The sequence below is a fragment of the Bradyrhizobium sp. CB3481 genome (assembly GCF_029714305.1).
Classification (GTDB): Bacteria; Pseudomonadota; Alphaproteobacteria; order Rhizobiales; family Xanthobacteraceae; genus Bradyrhizobium.
On the sequence record NZ_CP121647.1, the window covers coordinates 7752622 to 7768312 of the forward strand.

At 63.2% G+C, this 15691-nt stretch carries 20 protein-coding genes; 10 read left to right on the forward strand and 10 right to left on the reverse strand.

Annotation, left to right across the window (positions count from 1 at the left end; all coding sequences use genetic code 11):
* Positions 1-50: 50 nt before the first annotated feature.
* The 5 genes from radC to QA643_RS37315 all read left to right on the forward strand — a co-directional run bounded on the left by radC (position 51) and on the right by QA643_RS37315 (position 4692).
* Complete coding sequence (radC, locus tag QA643_RS37295; RefSeq protein ID WP_283030730.1) at positions 51-764, forward strand: DNA repair protein RadC; 714 nt, start codon at positions 51-53, stop codon at positions 762-764.
* Between the two features lie 6 nt (positions 765-770).
* Positions 771-2405: a HEAT repeat domain-containing protein gene (locus QA643_RS37300; RefSeq protein WP_283030732.1), complete on the forward strand. Its 1635-nt coding sequence runs from the start codon at positions 771-773 to the stop codon at positions 2403-2405.
* A gap of 245 nt (positions 2406-2650) precedes the next feature.
* Positions 2651-2776, forward strand: a complete 126-nt coding sequence (locus QA643_RS37305) for a hypothetical protein (protein ID WP_283030733.1) — start codon at positions 2651-2653, stop codon at positions 2774-2776.
* 336 nt (positions 2777-3112) lie between these two features.
* Positions 3113-4024 carry an aldo/keto reductase gene (locus QA643_RS37310; RefSeq protein WP_283030735.1) on the forward strand — a complete coding sequence of 304 codons (912 nt, stop codon included), beginning with the start codon at positions 3113-3115 and terminating at the stop codon, positions 4022-4024.
* Positions 4024-4692, forward strand: coding sequence for a DUF6064 family protein (locus QA643_RS37315; RefSeq protein ID WP_283030738.1), 669 nt, complete (start codon positions 4024-4026; stop codon positions 4690-4692). Before QA643_RS37310 ends, QA643_RS37315 begins: the two co-directional genes overlap by 1 nt.
* A 12-nt stretch (positions 4693-4704) precedes the next feature.
* On the opposite strand, the gene QA643_RS37320 is transcribed toward QA643_RS37315, so the two are convergent.
* Together QA643_RS37320 and QA643_RS37325 are read right to left on the reverse strand one after the other, a co-directional pair.
* Positions 4705-5199, reverse strand: coding sequence for a DUF3237 domain-containing protein (locus QA643_RS37320; RefSeq protein ID WP_283030739.1), 495 nt, complete (start codon positions 5197-5199; stop codon positions 4705-4707).
* A gap of 28 nt (positions 5200-5227) precedes the next feature.
* The gene (locus tag QA643_RS37325) at positions 5228-5698 is read right to left on the reverse strand and encodes an ester cyclase (RefSeq protein ID WP_283030741.1); all 471 of its coding nucleotides are present in this window, start codon (positions 5696-5698) and stop codon (positions 5228-5230) included.
* Positions 5699-5805: 107 nt separating this feature from the next.
* Here QA643_RS37325 and QA643_RS37330 point away from each other — a divergent pair, with 107 nt between their 5' ends.
* Positions 5806-6414 carry a TetR/AcrR family transcriptional regulator gene (locus QA643_RS37330; RefSeq protein ID WP_283030743.1) on the forward strand — a complete coding sequence of 203 codons (609 nt, stop codon included), beginning with the start codon at positions 5806-5808 and terminating at the stop codon, positions 6412-6414.
* A 12-nt stretch (positions 6415-6426) separates the two neighbouring features.
* Here QA643_RS37330 and QA643_RS37335 read toward each other — a convergent pair whose 3' ends face one another.
* On the reverse strand, positions 6427-6804 hold the full coding sequence (locus QA643_RS37335) for a hypothetical protein (RefSeq protein WP_283030745.1): 378 nt from the start codon (positions 6802-6804) through the stop codon (positions 6427-6429).
* A gap of 185 nt (positions 6805-6989) precedes the next feature.
* Here QA643_RS37335 and QA643_RS37340 point away from each other — a divergent pair, with 185 nt between their 5' ends.
* The gene (locus QA643_RS37340; protein WP_283030747.1) at positions 6990-7301 is read left to right on the forward strand and encodes an antibiotic biosynthesis monooxygenase family protein; all 312 of its coding nucleotides are present in this window, start codon (positions 6990-6992) and stop codon (positions 7299-7301) included.
* A gap of 11 nt (positions 7302-7312) precedes the next feature.
* On the opposite strand, the gene QA643_RS37345 is transcribed toward QA643_RS37340, so the two are convergent.
* Both QA643_RS37345 and QA643_RS37350 read right to left on the reverse strand, forming a co-directional pair.
* The gene (locus QA643_RS37345) at positions 7313-8596 is read right to left on the reverse strand and encodes a sigma-70 family RNA polymerase sigma factor (RefSeq protein ID WP_283035055.1); all 1284 of its coding nucleotides are present in this window, start codon (positions 8594-8596) and stop codon (positions 7313-7315) included.
* 31 nt (positions 8597-8627) lie between these two features.
* Entirely contained in the window at positions 8628-9017 is a 390-nt protein-coding gene (locus QA643_RS37350; RefSeq protein WP_283030749.1) for a YciI family protein, read from the reverse strand.
* Positions 9018-9330: 313 nt separating this feature from the next.
* Between QA643_RS37350 and QA643_RS37355 the strand changes: the two genes are divergently transcribed.
* The gene (locus QA643_RS37355) at positions 9331-9750 is read left to right on the forward strand and encodes a VOC family protein (protein ID WP_283030751.1); all 420 of its coding nucleotides are present in this window, start codon (positions 9331-9333) and stop codon (positions 9748-9750) included.
* Positions 9751-9870: 120 nt separating this feature from the next.
* Here QA643_RS37355 and QA643_RS37360 read toward each other — a convergent pair whose 3' ends face one another.
* Genes QA643_RS37360 through QA643_RS37380 form a run of 5 tightly spaced genes read right to left on the reverse strand, consistent with a single transcriptional unit; the run spans position 9871 to position 14175 of the window.
* Positions 9871-10563, reverse strand: coding sequence for a protease inhibitor Inh/omp19 family protein (locus QA643_RS37360; protein ID WP_283030753.1), 693 nt, complete (start codon positions 10561-10563; stop codon positions 9871-9873).
* Complete coding sequence (locus tag QA643_RS37365; RefSeq protein WP_283030755.1) at positions 10563-11552, reverse strand: 2-hydroxyacid dehydrogenase; 990 nt, start codon at positions 11550-11552, stop codon at positions 10563-10565. Before QA643_RS37365 ends, QA643_RS37360 begins: the two co-directional genes overlap by 1 nt.
* A complete protein-coding gene (locus tag QA643_RS37370) occupies positions 11552-12340 on the reverse strand; it encodes an ABC transporter permease (protein WP_283030757.1) in 789 nt (262 codons plus the stop codon). Before QA643_RS37370 ends, QA643_RS37365 begins: the two co-directional genes overlap by 1 nt.
* A complete protein-coding gene (locus QA643_RS37375) occupies positions 12337-13149 on the reverse strand; it encodes an ABC transporter ATP-binding protein (protein WP_283030759.1) in 813 nt (270 codons plus the stop codon). The genes QA643_RS37370 and QA643_RS37375 overlap by 4 nt, the downstream gene beginning before the upstream one ends.
* A 6-nt stretch (positions 13150-13155) precedes the next feature.
* Positions 13156-14175, reverse strand: a complete 1020-nt coding sequence (locus QA643_RS37380) for an ABC transporter substrate-binding protein (protein WP_283030761.1) — start codon at positions 14173-14175, stop codon at positions 13156-13158.
* 157 nt (positions 14176-14332) lie between these two features.
* On the opposite strand from QA643_RS37380, the gene QA643_RS37385 reads away from it, so the two are divergent.
* On the forward strand, positions 14333-15145 hold the full coding sequence (locus QA643_RS37385; protein WP_283030762.1) for a creatininase family protein: 813 nt from the start codon (positions 14333-14335) through the stop codon (positions 15143-15145).
* 138 nt (positions 15146-15283) lie between these two features.
* Complete coding sequence (locus QA643_RS37390; RefSeq protein WP_283030764.1) at positions 15284-15550, forward strand: hypothetical protein; 267 nt, start codon at positions 15284-15286, stop codon at positions 15548-15550.
* Positions 15551-15691 lie beyond the last annotated feature (141 nt).

Sequence of the window (15691 nt, forward strand, 5' to 3'; positions counted from 1 at the left end):
CCAGCACTTTAGAGTTGCAAAAGCCCGCCGGCTCGGCATGGTTACGGCCGATGCCAGCCAAGACCAGCAATCCCCCGGATCAACCCGCCGAGACGCCGCATTATCACGGCCACCGCGAGCGCCTGCGCGAGCGCTTCCACGCGGCCGGGCCGGAGGCGCTGAGCGATTACGAGCTGCTGGAGATGGCGCTATTCCCGGCCTTGCCCCGCCGCGACACCAAGCCGCTGGCCAAGGCGCTGCTGAATAAATTCGGCTCGTTCGCCGAAGTGATCCACGCCCCCGTTGCGCGCCTGCGCGAAGTCGACGGCATCGGCGAAGCCTCGATCAACCAAATCAAGCTGCTGGCGGCCGCCGCGCACCGCGTCGCCAAGGGCGAGATCAAGCGCAAGGTCGCGCTGTCGTCCTGGAATGACGTGATCGATTATTGCCGGACCGGCATGGCATTCGCCGACAAGGAGCAATTCCGCCTGCTGTTCCTCGACAAGCGCAACCAGCTAATCGCCGACGAGATCCAGCAGACCGGCACCGTCGACCACACCCCGGTCTATCCGCGCGAGGTGATCAAGCGCGCGCTCGAACTGTCGGCGACCGCGCTGATCCTGGTGCACAACCACCCTTCCGGCGATCCGACACCCTCGCAGGCCGACATCCATATGACGAAGGCGATCATCCAGATCGCCACCCCACTCGGCATTTCCGTGCACGATCACATCATCGTCGGCAAGAATGGGCACGCGAGCCTGAAGGGGCTGCGGCTGATCTAGGAGCACATGTTGATTAACGACCCTTTCCTGTCTGACCAGAAGATAGCGGAGATCATACTCCGTGTTGCCTCCGAAATCAGACACGCCGACAGGCCGCGCCGGCAAACAGCCATCCGCGACCTGTCCGATCTCTGCCGGAAAGTCCGGGTTCGCGCGCGCGCAGCGATTCCCGTCTGGCTTGAGCTCCTGGACGATGAAGACAAGGAGGTCGGCGAGAGCGCGAGCTATGGCCTCAGCCATTGTGCGCCAGACAGCATCGAACCGTTGATCGAGCAGCTCAGGCACAATAATCACCTCGTGCGCCAGCGCGCATGCTCGTCGTTCGGGACGATCGGCAAAGAGGCAGTTCTCGCCACAGACAGTATCCTGCCGCTGCTCGAAGACTCCGCTCAGGCGGTGCGCTCTCGCGCAGCCTGGGCCCTTGGTCTGATCGGAGACGGCCGTCAACGCACAATTGCTGTCCTGTTCGACATGGCACGCACGGGAATGACAGAGGATCGGCGCGCTGCCTTGCATGGCCTTGGCAGCGTTGCAAAAGCGGCCATAGACCTCGCGCCATTGCGCGCACGTCAGCAGGAAATCTTCGACGCGCTCACAGACGAGGATGACGACGTCCGCTGGAGCGCCTGCTACGCCATCGAATCCCTCGATCTCGATCCGGCGACTCACGTCGACCTGATCGTGCCTCGGTTATCGGATCGATCCGCGCGGGTTGAGGAGATTGCGATCTGTCAACTGAAAGAGCTCGCGGACGACGTCGATCTCACGTCCCACCTTGCGCCGATCTGTCAGGTCGTCCGGGGCGCGCGAAAACGCTCGGCGGCTACCGCCTGCAAGGTGATTGGCATGTTGGGCCCGAGGGCGCATGCGGCCGTGCCGTCCCTCATCGACGCGCTGAACGGCGAAGACGACTTCACCGTCATCGCTGCCGCTGTGGCACTGTGGCGTGTAGACGGCCGCATTGACGCGTCGCGGCCCCACCTGGCAAGGCTGTTCCCCGATTCCGGCGAAACAGTGTGCGACGCGATCAGTCAGATTGGCCCTGCTGCGACTCCACTCATCGGTCAAGTTCGTGCGGCGCTGGAGTCCGATGATTGGGACTTGCAGTGGGCCGCCGCCGACGCACTGGGCTCCATGGGCTCTGGCGATCCTGCAACCCTTTCGGCGCTAACGGCAGCGCTCGGACACGACAGCGGCATCGTCGTGTCGGCGGCAGCAACGGCACTTGTCCGCATTGGTGTCGCGGCGGTACCGGCACTCTCGGACACTCTTGTGCAGCAAGGCGATCCGCGCGCAGAATGGGCGGCGGACGCGTTGGGACGGATCGGGCCGGCCGCCGTCGCGGCAGCTGAATTGCTACTCGCACAATTGCACTCATCGCGACCCGGGCTGGCGGCGTGGTCAGCAATCGCCCTGGCGAAGATCACGGGGGATGAAAGGGCCGTGCCTATGCTGGTGAAACTTCTCGAAAGGACGGACCGCGCCGACTTGAGACAGCAGGCAGCCCTCGGTCTCAAGGCTGTTGGGCCGCGGGCGTGCGGTGCCGTCGGGGCCCTGAATGCGCTGCTTGAGGATCCGGATGACGATGTCAGGACGGCCGCCGAGGCAGCGCTATCTGCCGTAACAGCGGCGCGCCACTAATCATCTCGGCAAGAACGGCCATGCGAGCCTGAAGGGGATGAAGCTGATTTGATCTTGTCGGGCGAAATGCGCTCCGCTCATTGTGCACACGCCGCCTGCATTTACCATTTATTAACTCTGCGCTTCGCGCTTTGGTGAATGCGTGAGAGAGTAGTTCAGCGGATGAGAGGGGTAGCTCATTCTCGAATGAGAGGGGATCCATGATAGCTCAACTGGCATGGCGGATACGGGGCGCGGCTCTTTTGATGAGCCCGAAGCATCTGGTCGACAAATTTCTCGACCGGATCGAGGAACTGAGGAGCGCGATGTCGCTTGCTGAAACCGACAGATTGGTCCGCAACGAGTTGCGAACCAGGATGCTGTTCGATTGATTCGGTGACCCTAGCGCGATGGCACGATCGAACGGCCATCGCGCTTTATTATTGGCCGGGTTCAATGGCACAAAGAGCCGCCTCAAATGGGGCGGTCCTCGTAGGGCACAGTCGCATCGGAGAGGTTGTTTATGCGAAGCCTCTTGTCGCGCGACATACGATCCCTGGCATCGCACGCCGACAGCCATCATAGATATCGCCGCCCCACTAAGGCATCTCCGTCCGCGGCCATATCCATTATCGGCAAGAACGGTCACGCAAGTTTGAGAGGACTGAAGCTGATCTAGCGGTGTTTAGCTCGGGCGGCGCGGCCCTGCCGCGATGATGGAGCCCCGAATGCGGACGACCCGCCGGACCTTCCTGCAAGCCTCCCTGGCCGTGGCTGCGTCCTTGCCGGGCACGTTGCGTGCGCAGCAAGGTCAACCCGTCCGCCGCGCCATCCCCTCAACCCGCGAGGAGATTCCGGTCATTGGCCTCGGGACCTGGATCACCTTCAATGTCGGCGAAGACGCAGCGCTCAAGGACGAATGTGCCGCCGTCATCGCCGCTTTCTTCGAGGCCGGCGGCCGCGTGATCGACTCCTCGCCGATGTATGGCTCGTCGCAGCCGGTGGTCGGCTATGGGCTGCAAAAACTCGGGCGGCCGCCGGCGTTGTTCGCAGCCGACAAGGTCTGGACCTCCTCGGCATCGGCAGGCCCGGCCCAGATCGAGCAATCGCGTCGCTTCTGGGGTGTACCGAAGTTCGATCTGCTTCAGGTTCATAATCTCCTCACCTGGAAGCCGCACCTGCAGACGCTGTTTCAGATGAAGGCCGCCGGCACGGTGCGATACGTCGGCATCACCACGTCCGAAGGCCGCCGACATGACCTGCTTGAACAGATCATGCGCAGCGAGCCGATCGATTTCGTGCAGTTTTCCTACAATGTCGTCGACCGCGAGGCGGAGGCGCGGCTGTTGCCGCTGGCCGCGGAGCGCGGCATTGCGGTCATCATCAACCGGCCGTTCCGACAGGGCGCGCTGATCGAGCGGCTGAAGCGCGAGCAGCTGCCCGAATGGGCGGCTGAAACAGGCGCCTCGAGCTGGGCGCAGCTCATGCTGAAATTCATTCTCGCCCATCCGGCCGTCACCGTCACCATTCCCGCGACCACCCGCGTCGACCACGTCCGCGAAAACCTTGCGGCCGCCACCGGCCCGCTGCCTGACGCTGCCATGCGGCAACGCATCTCCGCGCATGTGAAGGCGCTTTGATGTCGGAATGGTGGACCTATCGTCCCGAGGATTTCCTGCTGTTTTCGCCGCGCGTCTATTGGCGCCTGTTCGAAGCGCACAATGCGGCGCTATGGCCACTGCACCTCGTGACGCTCACCGCCGGCCTCGCGATCATCCTGCTCATCGCGCGGCGGCCGCAAATCGGGACGCGCTGGATCGCCCTCATCCTCGCCATCGCCTGGATCTTCGTCGGCTGGTCCTTCCTGTGGAACCGCTATTCGACCATCAACTGGGCTGCGACCTATGTCGCGCCGGCGTTTTTCGTCGAGGGCGCGCTGCTCCTTGTCGCATCCCTGCGCGATGCCCTCGCCTTCGACCGGCGCGGGCCTTCCGATTGGATCGGATACTTCATTCTCGGCTTTGCCTTTGCCGGGCAGCCATTGCTGGCGCCGCTAGGGGGACGCGGCTGGGCGTCGTCGGAGGTGTTCGGCATCGCGCCCGATCCGACTGTGATGGCGACGCTCGGCGTTCTGCTGCTCGCCCAGAGCAAGCTTGTGCCATGGCTGCTGCCGATCCCCGTTCTCTGGTGCCTCCTGAGCGGCATGACCCTGCAGACCATGGGAGAGCCGCAGGCCTGGGCGCCCTATGGCGTCCTCGCGCTTACCGCTGCTGCCGCCATCTGGACGGCCGTCCGTCAGACGCGGTAGCAAGCGCAACCGTCAGACCACCTGCGAAACGGCGTAGGCGATGCCGCCCTCCACCAGATAGCCCGATCCGACACAGACGATGTCGTTCATCCAGGCATATTGTTTGGCCCCGGTTTCGAACAGCGGGTTGGTGCGGAAGTAGTAGCGCGACGGATCGACCCGATATCGTTTAGCCGGGTCAGCCATCTCGGCGCGCAATTCGGGTGGCGTGATCCAGCGGCCGCCATAGGTCATCTGTATCAGCGCATCGTCATGGGTGCGCAAGGTCAGGCGTACGTCGAGCGACATCGCGCCATCAGCGCGAAACAGCGCCCAGTCGCCGCCGCCCGGCACCACCTCGCCGCGCAGGCTCGGACCTTCGAAGCGGCCGCCGGCGGCGCCGAACAGGATGCGGCGGCCGAACGGGCCATCGCCGATGTTCAGCCGTGGATTGAGATCGACGACGATGTCGAAGAGAGGTGCCGTGCTGATGGCTGCAACGGATTTGACGCGCGGGTCCATGTTCATCTTTAAACTCTTGCCTTGCTGGGAGACATCATTCGGCGGCGACCGGCCGGGCGGTGGTGGCGCCGAAAATCCGGCTCCTGACCGCATCGGTCGAGACGCCCGACTGGGCGCACAGCTCCGATAGATCGAAAAAGAAGCGTTCATGGACGATCAGGTCGTCCCTGAAGGCGAACTGAATGAAGACCGGCAGCTCGGCCCGCGCACCGTTAGGAACGACGCCAAAGCGGTCGCCCGTCATGGTCATCTGTGCATGTCCCCAGCAAACCAGGGTCTCGTCGTTGGCGGCATGGCCATCGAGGACGACGTTGTAGTCCGGGAACGCCGCAAAGAAGCGGCCGAGCACTTTCTCGTTCTCGGCAAGACCGCGGGCACGGGTACCGAATGCCGGATTTTCCAGCAGCATGTCGGGATGGAGAACCTTCAGCGCCGCCGGCACGTCCTGCCGGCTCTTCGCAACAGCAAGCGTCTTGGCAAGCTCGAACATCCGATCGCTATTCATGAGCCGCTCCCTCGCGCCTGAAGCCTGTTCGTACCGCGTGTCTTTCACATACAGTATGTATGTTATATGCTGGTGGTATCTAGTACGTCAAGTGGTATGTCGGAAGCATGCAGGAAACTGGACGCGAACGAACCCGCCGCGAGGAGTACACGGAGGCCACGCGGCAGGCGCTATTGGCCGCCGGCCGTGAGGCTTTTGCGGATGAGGGCTATCAGGCGGCGGGAATAGAGGCGATCTCGCGCGCGGCGCGGGTGACGCGGGGCGCCTTCTATCATCACTTCGAGGACAAGACGGCGCTGTTCGACGCCGTGGTCGTGGCATTGCAGATCGAGGCTGCCGGTAAAATCGAGGCGCGCGCGAAAACTCAGCGCAAGATATGGGATCGCCTGACCGAGGGCATCGAGGCTTATCTCGATGTCTGCCTGGAGCCGGCGTATGCGCGCATCGTGATCCAGGAAGCACCGGCGGTGCTCGGCAATGCGCGCTACCGCGAGATCGAGGAAGCTCACCCGATGGCCCTGCTCACGGCAACGCTGGCGGCGCTGAACCGCCAGGGTGAGCTCGATTTCGAGGACATCGAACTATTGAGCCGGATGGTCGATGCGATGATCTGCGAGATGGCGCTGCTGCTGCCGGGAGCCGAGAATCCGAAGAAGCTTCGCGCCCGCGGTCAAAAGATCATCGACAGCCTGCTCGGTTCCTTTCGTCCAACGTAACCGCGTGCAAGCTCACGGCGTGACCCACCGCTGCACCGCCTCGGCGGTATCGGCCGGCGTGGTGTTGAAGCAGATGCGGGTTTGCGGCGCGGCGAGGTGAACCAGATTGATGATCCGCTCGAACAGCTCAAGCCGCTCGCGCGGCTCGCGCAGGCCGGCGCCGATTACCACGCAATCATAATGCTTGGCGCCCAACGCCAGCGATGCGACGGCTTCAGCGGTGTCGCCGAGATCGATCAGGCAGCTGTCGGCGTCATAACCCATGGCGCGAAGCCGCTCGATCTGAGCCTGAAGGGTGCTCGTCACCAATTCGTCCGTGAGCCCCGGGAAAGCGCTGAAATCGACGAGGGAGGGTTCGATGCCGATCGCAAGCACGGTCTTTTTCGCCATGGACCTGCTCCATTTCCAAAACCGGCGGCAGGATGCCTAACGCGTCGGTCGCCAGGCGGGTTCCAACATCACGACCACGACAGTTCGATACCTATCGAAACATCCCGTCGTGCAAGCGCGCATGATGACCGCAAGCCACAGGCCGGAGAAACCAACTGGCAGCGGCCTCCACAGGAGAGAGCATCATGGCAACCACCGACGCTACAAACCAGAACCTGATCGTCACCGCCTTCTGGGAAGTCAATTCCGGAGAGGAAGGCGCGGTCGCGGCACTTCTGAAGGATTTCCTTCCGCAGGCGCAGCGCGAACCGGGCGTGAAGGAGTTCCAGATTCACCAGAACCTCGCCAAGCCGAGGGAGTTCTTTTTCTACGAAGTGTTCAAGGGCGAGGCGGCGTTTGCCGAGCACCAGCAAACCGATCACTTCAAGAATATCATCCTTGGCCAAGCCATTCCGAAACTCGCCAAGCGCGAGCGCTCGCAGTTCCGCTTCATCTGATCTCGCTTCATCTAATCTAAAAGGCGATCCGGCGCACTGCCGCGTAGCGCGGCGGCGCGCCGTTTCAGCAGTTCTTGCTCGCGCCTGTTACCCGCAAGCGCCGCGGCGATTTCAAATGCCGCGCGGGCTTCAGCATGGCGGCCGAGCCGGCAGAGCAAATCGCCGCGGACGCTCTCCAGCAAATGATAATTCTTCAGCGCCGGCTCGCCAGCCAGCCCATCCACGATCGCAAGCGCGGCGGCTGGCCCCTCGGCCATGCCGATGGCGACCGCGCGGTTGAGCTCGATGATGGGCGAACGTACCAGGGCCGCCAGTTCGGCGTAGAGCGCGGCGATGCGCGGCCACTCCGTCTCATCAGGCGTGGCGGCTCTGGCGTGACAGGCGACAATCGCCGCCTGCAGCGCATAGAAGCCGCGTCCGCCGTCGAGTTCATGCGCGCGCGCCAGCGCCGTCAGCCCGCGGCGGATCTGAAGTTGATCCCAGCGGGCGCGGTTCTGGTCCATCAACAGGATCGGATCGCCTGAAGCGTCGGTGCGCGCCGCGGTTCGGGAGGCATTTAGCTCCATCAGCGCCAGCAGGCCGTGGGCTTCGGCCTCCTGCGGCGCGACCAGTGTCAGCACACGGCCCATGCGCAGCGCATCGTTGCAGAGCTGCGGCCGCAGCCATTCGTCGCCGTGGGCGGCCGTATAGCCCTCGTTGAAGATGAGGTAGACGACCTCCAGCACCGAGGCCAGCCGCTCCGAGAGCTCCGCGCCGCGCGGCGTCTCATAGGCGAGCCCGGATTCCGACAGCGTCCGCTTGGCGCGCACAATACGCTGGGCAATGGTCGCCTCCGGCTGCAGGAAGGCGCGGGCGATCTCTTCCGTGGTCAGGCCGCAGATCATCCGCAGCGCCAGCGCCGCGCGGGCCTCACGCGGCAATCGCGGATGGCAGGCGGTGAAGATCAGCCGCAGCAGCTCGTCGCCGATATCGTCGTCAAGCGCCGTGTCCGGGTCAGGCATCGTCTGCTGTTCCTGCTCGAGATCGCGTATCAGCATCTCGTGCTTGCGGGCGAGCATGCTGCGCCGGCGCAAATCATCCAGCGCGCGGCGCTTGGCGGTTGCCATCAGCCACGCGCCGGGCTTTTCGGGCACGCCGGTATCAGGCCAATGTTCGAGCGCCGCGACCAGCGCCTCCTGCGCCAAGTCTTCGGCCAGCGGCACATCGCGCAACATCCTCGACAGGCTGGTGAGCAGGCGCGGCTGCTCGATGCGCCAGACCGCCAGGATGGTGCGATGGATGTCGGCGGCCGTCATCGCCGCCGACTGCGTCCGGCCAATGTCGGCATCAGGCGTGGGCGCGGATGGCGGCCTCGCAGGCGCCATCGACCCCCGGTGTCGCCATCACGCGAACCTCGCAGGTGCCCTCCCATCCCGGCATATGCTCGAGGTGCAGCTGCATGAATTCCCGCGCGGCCGCCACCGCCTCATCCATGCCGCGGAATTCGAAGATCGCGTAGCCGCCGATCAGCTCCTTGCTTTCCACAAACGGCCCGTCAGTCACGCTGATCTTGCCATTGGTGATCCTGACCTGCGCGCCGCCCATGGCAATCGGCAGCAGCCCGCCCATGTCGAGCATGCGGCCGGCCTTGATCTCGCGCTCGGCGAGCTTGCCCATCGCTTCCATCAGGGCGGGCGTCGGGGCTTTATCCGGCTGGGGTGAGGTAACGATAGACATGAAGCGCATCGAAAAAACTCCCGTTGAGGCGAGCCGCGGCGGCAATCGCCGCAAAACTGTCTCGCTATGGGAGACGACGAACGGGAGGGCGCCGGATCGACAGGGCCGCTGAATAAATTTTTGCGGCTTGCCGCGGACCAGCCGGCCTATCCGGCCGCGACCGGGGCATCGGCCTGGAGTTTAGCCGTTACAGTTCCAGAAAAACGCAACATGCGATGTCGGTTCGGCAGGCTTTCAACCGTCTTTAAGCCGGGACGATCGCCCTTTGCGCCATTCGCTGGAGAGGGACATCCAACAGGTGAAGGAAAGAGTTATGAGCAATATGATTTTTGTGAGCCTGCCGGTCACCGACCTGAAGGCGTCCATGGCCTTCTACGAATCCATCGGTTTCAAGAACAATCCCCAGCTGACCGATGAGACGGCTGCGTGCATGGTGTGGAGTGAAGCAATCAACTTCATGCTGCTCACCCATGCAAAATGGCACACCTTTACGAGCCGCCCCATCCCGCCAAAAACGTCGAGCGAAGTGATGCTGGCTCTGTCGTGCGACAGCCGCGACGCTGTCGATGCGATGAACAGCGCAGCCGCCGCAAATGGCGGCACCGCCGACATCAACCCCATTGAAGACCATGGCTTCATGTACGGCCGCGACTTCGCTGATCCCGATGGCCATGCTTTGGGAGCGATGTGGATGGACATGTCCGCGATGCCTTCGAGCGACAAGGCGGGCTGATCGCCCGGCGATGTCCGCCTTTGCGCTGCTGTTGAGCGACGGGCCAAAATCAGGCGCGACCAAGACCAAGCGCCTGATTTACGAGTACACGCCGCCGTTCACGATCCGAACAACTGGACGCTACTGCCCGCGCAGCATGATCAACGGATCGGCGGTATCGGGCACCCGCCGCCACTGCGCATTGTCGTCGGCCTCGAATTGCCAGCTTTCGCCGGACTTCGACATCAGGATCATCTGCCCGCGATCCAGCCGCCATTCCGTCGGCGCGAAGGCCGCGACCGCCGGATCGCATTTCGGTTTCAGGAAAACCTGGAAATTATCGCCCGAGGCCTCGGTGTTGGTCAGCGTCAGGCCGCAGATCGTCTGGCCGCTGCCCCGGACCATCGACCAGTCGCCGATCATCTGGTCCATCGACTTGGCGAGCGAGCGGGCGGCGGCGAGGTTTTGCAGGATGTAGACGCCCTCCCCGGTCCGCAGGCCCTCGAAGATGCCGCTTTCGACCTCGGTGAAGTCGATCACCGGCTGGCCGGCCGCATCCTGCAACCGGACGATGTCCAACCCCTTGATGTTCCAGGCCGCGATGTCCTTGGTGAACGGCAATGCCTTCGGGCAGTTCGGCTCAAGCTCGAGCTTGAGCCCTTGCGGCGCCGCATCGCCCTTCAGCGTGACGACGCAGGTCTTGCCACGCTCAGTGGTGGAAAGCTCCCACTGCCCGATCATGTCCTTCTTCAGGTTCGAAGCATCCTGCGCCGCCGACGGCGTAAGCAGCGCGATCAGCGCTGCTGCTGCGATACCCGAACGCGAAAGCGACATCAGCGTCCCTTCACCGGGGTTTCCGGCACCGGCGTCAGCGGCGCCTTGCCGGCAAACCAGGTCTCCAGATTGTCGACCACGAGCTGGTCCATGGCATTGCGCGTTACCACCGAAGCCGAGCCGATATGTGGCAACAGCACGACATTTTGCATCGCCTTCAGCTCGTCCGGCACGTTCGGCTCGTTGGCGAAGACGTCGAGCCCGGCCGCGAGGATGGTGCCGGATTTCAAGGCGGCAACCAGCGCCGGCTCGTCGACGACAGAGCCGCGCGCAACATTGATCAGGACGCCGCGCGGCCCGAGCGCCTTGAGCACATCGGCGTTGATCATCTTGGCGGTGGAGGCGCCGCCCGGAACGATCACGACGAGCGTGTCGACGTCCTTCGCCATCTCCATCAGATCAGGATAGTGCTTGTAGGACACCGCCGAAGACTTGTTGCGCGAGTGGTAGACGACCGGCACCAGCGACGCTTCGAGCCGGCGTCCGATCGCCTGGCCGATGCGGCCCATGCCGACGATGCCGACCGTGCGGTCGCGCAGCGAGCCGGCGCTGAGGGGATAGTTCTGCGCCTGCCACAGGCCGGAGCGCAAATAGCGGTCGGCCTTGACGAATTCGCGCAACGTCGAGATCAAAAGCCCCATCGCGACGTCGGCGACTTCTTCCGTCAGCACGTCGGGCGTGTTGGTGACGACGATATTGTGCTCGCGCGCATAGGCGGAATCGACGTGGTCGTAGCCGACGCCGAAGCTTGCGACGATTTCGAGCTTTGGAAACTGCGACAGCGCCTTCGCGTCCGCCGGCACCATGTGATAGGTCACCGCCATGCCGCGGATCTTTGCGACCGTATCAGGCGTCAAGCGTTCGAGGTCGGCGCGGCTCTCCGCCATATGCAGGACGTACTGATCCGAAAAGCCGTTTTCCAGGATCGGCCTGACAGGCCCATAGATCAGGAGATCGATCTTGTCGGACGAAACATTAGCGGCGGCCATCAATTTTCCTTTCCAAGCGCGCTTTCGTGCCAGCGGCGTAGCACGAGGTGCGAAACTAGCGCCAGCAGGGCATAGATGACAATCCCGGCCACCGACAGCAACAACAGCGCCGCGAACATTCGGGGAATGTTGAGGCGATAGCCGGATTCTGCGATCCGGAAGGCGAGGCCAGAGCCGGCGCCGGCCGTGCCTGCCGCAATTTCGGCGACCACGGCGCCGATCAGCGAAAGACCGCCCGCGATCCGAAGGCCGCCGAGAATATAGGGCAGTGCCGCCGGCAATTTCAGATAGCGAAGCGTCTGCAGGCGCGATGCGCCATAGAGCTGAAACAGCCCGGCCAGATTGCGGTCCACCGAATTCAGCCCGAGCGTGGTGTTGGCGAGAACCGGAAAAAAGCCCACGATCCAGGCGCAGACTATCACCGCGGTCTGCTGCGGCAGATAAATCAAAAGCAGCGGCGCGATGGCGATGACAGGCGTGACCTGCAGGATCACGGCGTAAGGAAACAGCGAATATTCCAGCCATTTCGACTGGTTGAACAACAGCGCCAGCGCGATGCCGACGACCGCGGCCGCGATGAAGCCTTCCAGCGTCGTGAGCAGGGTGACGCCGAGCGATTCCGACAGCACGCTCCAGTCGGCAACAAGCGTCTGCAACACGACATAGGGGCTCGGCAGCACATAGGGCTGGATGTCGTTGACGCGCACCACGAGTTCCCACAGCGCAAGCCCTGCCGCAGCCACAATGATGGGCATGAGCATGCGGCCGATATTCTGGAACGAGCTCATGCGCCGCGCTGCCCGGAATAGGACGGCGCGAGCGCGCCGGAGACCTCACGGCAGTGGGCCGCGTACTCCGCCGAGGTACGAAACTCCTCGCTGCGCGGCTCCGTCGTCGTGATGCGAAACTCGCGTGCCAGGCGGCCCGGCCGCGCCGTCATCACGATCACCCGCTGCGACAGATAGACCGACTCGAACACCGAATGGGTGACGAAGATGATGGTCTTGTGCAGCTTGCGCCAGAGATCCAGCAAATCGTTGTTGAGCCGAAAGCGCGTGATCTCGTCGAGCGCCGCGAACGGCTCGTCCAGCAGCAGAATATCGGGGTCGGTGACCAGCGCGCGCGCCAGCGAGACCCGCATCTTCATGCCGCCGGAGAGTTCTCTGGGGTATGCACCGGCAAATTCGACAAGGCCGACCTGAGCCAGCGCCGCGTCGATGCGCCGGTCGGCGTCATCAGTCGTTACATGCGCCAGCTTGAGCGGCAGACGCACGTTCTCGCGCACGCTCGCCCACGGCATCAAGGTGGGCTCCTGAAACACAAAGCCGATGGGATGACGCCCATCCGCCTTGCTGGCGCGATGGGAAACCTCCACCGTGCCCGCGCTCGGCGCAGCGAGCCCTGCAATCAGCCGCAGCGCGGTCGATTTTCCGCAGCCCGACGGCCCGAGCAGCGAGACGAATTGGCCCTTCGCGACATCGAGATCGAGCGGCCCCAGCGCCGTCACGCCGTTGTCATAGGTCTTGGTCACGGCGCGCAGCCGCACCGCGAGGCCGGCGGCGTCGATATCCGTCTCGGACAAGGCCGGCTCGGCCATCTCGCGTCAGTTCTTCGGCCGCAGATCGACACCGACGCCCTTGTTGACGAAGCGCAGCGTGTAAGCCTGGCGATAATCGATATCGCGGCGAACCACGCCGGCCCGCACCATCTTGTCGAAGAAGCTGGCGACGCGCGCATCGCTCATGGCGCCGATGCCGTCGCGCAAGGTGTCGCCGGAATCGACGATGCCGTATTCCTTCATCTTGGCGACGGAATAGCTCAGCAATTCGTCGGTCATTTCCGGGTTCATCTTCTTGATCATGGCATTGCCAGCCGAATTATCGCCATAGAGATAGTTGTACCAGCCGATCGCGGAGGCATCGACAAAGCGCTGCACGAGGTCCGGCTTCTTGTCGACGATCTCGCGGCGCGTCTCGATCAGCGTCGAATAGGCGTTGAAGCCGTGATCGGCGAGCAGGATTACGCCCGGCTTGAAGCCGGCCGCCTTCTCGACGGCAAAGGGTTCGGAGGTGACGTAACCCTGCATCGCGCTCTGCTTGTTCACGATGAAGGGCTGCGAATTGAAGGTGTAGGGTTTGACCTTGCTCTCGCTGAACCCGTATTCGGACTTCAGCCACTGGAAATAGCTCGCGACGCCTTCCTTGGACACGAACAGCGTGAGCGGCTTGAGATCTTCGAGTTTGGTGAACTTGGTTTCCGGATGGATCAGGAAGACCTGCGGGTCCTTCTGGAAGATGGCGGCGACCGCGACCACCGGCACGTTGTTGGTGACGGCGTCGAACGATTGCAGCGTGTTCGCGGTCATGAAGAAATCGAGCTTGCCGGCAGTCAGGAGGATGCGGTTGTTGGTGTTGGGACCGCCGGGAACGATGGTGACGTCGAGGCCGTATTTCTTGTAGGTGCCGTCGGCGACCGCCTGGAAGAACCCGCCATGCTCGGCCTCTGCGACCCAGTTGGTTCCAAACGACACCTTGTCGAGGGTTTCCGCGCGGGCGGGCATCAGTCCCGTCAGCAACGCCAGAAGACCTGCGGTTAACGCTCGCGCAAAAAAGGCCGCCTTCATGGTTGGACTCCGTCTCTTGTTCTGGCCCATGATGGGATTCTATGGACGTTGACCACGTCCCCACGGAATTTCTCAGGGATCTAATCCAGGATTGGACTCGTCCCCGGAATATCTAGCAAACTACCCGGCAAATTCATCCAAAGAAACGCTCCGCTCGATGGCCTCCACCGTTCCGCCCCGCAACTGGACCGACATCAACTGGCCAGATGTCGCCAAAGCCGATGCCGCGCGCTGGATCGCGGTGCTGCCGCTGGCGGCGACCGAGCAGCACGGCCCGCATCTGCCACTGGAAACCGACGTCCTGATCGGCGAGGCCTATCTGGCCCGCGTGCGCGAGCTGTTGCCCGCTGCGCTGCCCGTCACCTTTCTGCCGCTGCAGCCGATCGGCATTTCCACCGAGCATATCGATTATCCCGGTACCAAGACGCTGCCGACCGATGTCGCCTTGAAGGAATGGATTGATATCGGCGAGATCGTCGCCCGGTCGGGTATCCGCAAGCTGGTGATCGTGACCAGCCATGGCGGCAACAGCGCGGCGATGTCGCTGGTCGCGCAGGACCTGCGCGCGCATCACAAGCTGCTCGTCGTCACCACGAGCTGGTCGCGCTTCGGCGTACCGGACGGATTGTTTTCCGCGGAAGAAATCCGCCACGGCATTCATGGCGGTGCGGTCGAGACATCGATCATGCTGGCGCGCTATCCGCACACGGTGCGCCGCGAAGCGATCGCCGATTTTCGTCCCGCCAGCATCGCGATGGAGCAGAAATTCCGCTGGCTCTCAGCCCATCGGCCGGTCCCATTCGCATGGCAGGCGCAGGACCTCAATGAAAGTGGAGCGGTGGGAGATGCCACCAAAGCCTGCGCCGAGAAAGGCGAGCAATTGCTCGATCACGGCGCGCGCGCGTTCTGCGAATTGCTTAGCGATGTCGACACATTCGACGTCGAATTGTTTCGTCGTAAGCCCCGCTGACAGCCTAACTATCTGTAATATTTATGAAATAATTGACGAAACCATATTTCCGGGCGGCCTTTCGAACCGCTTTGGAGGGCGCTCCGTCCAACTCGCATGCGGACCACAATGGCCGCGCAACACAGGATGGAGATTGAAATGTCCCTCAAGACCAAGTTCGCCGCTCTCGCTCTCGCCACCCTTGCGATCACCGGAACGGTTGCTTCCGCGACCCAGGCCCAGGCCAAGCCCATCGGTTGGGGCTGGGGTGTCGGTGCCGGTCTCGTCGGTGCTGCCATCGTCGGCAGCGCCATCGCCGCCAGCAATGACGGTTACTACTACGACGGCTATCGCCGCTGCGGCTGGGTTCGCCAGTTCGACGCTTTCGGCAACTACATCGGCCGCGTCCGTACCTGCGCTTACTGATTTCCGCGGCTGACCTGGTCTCTGTTTGAGAAGCGTCTTCTTTCAAGCAAGCCACTTCAGACCTGAAAACGCTTCTCGTGGATCTGGGTCCAGCACGGGCGCCTCATCCACCCCGTGCTGAACCCGACCCGCCCGGTGGTC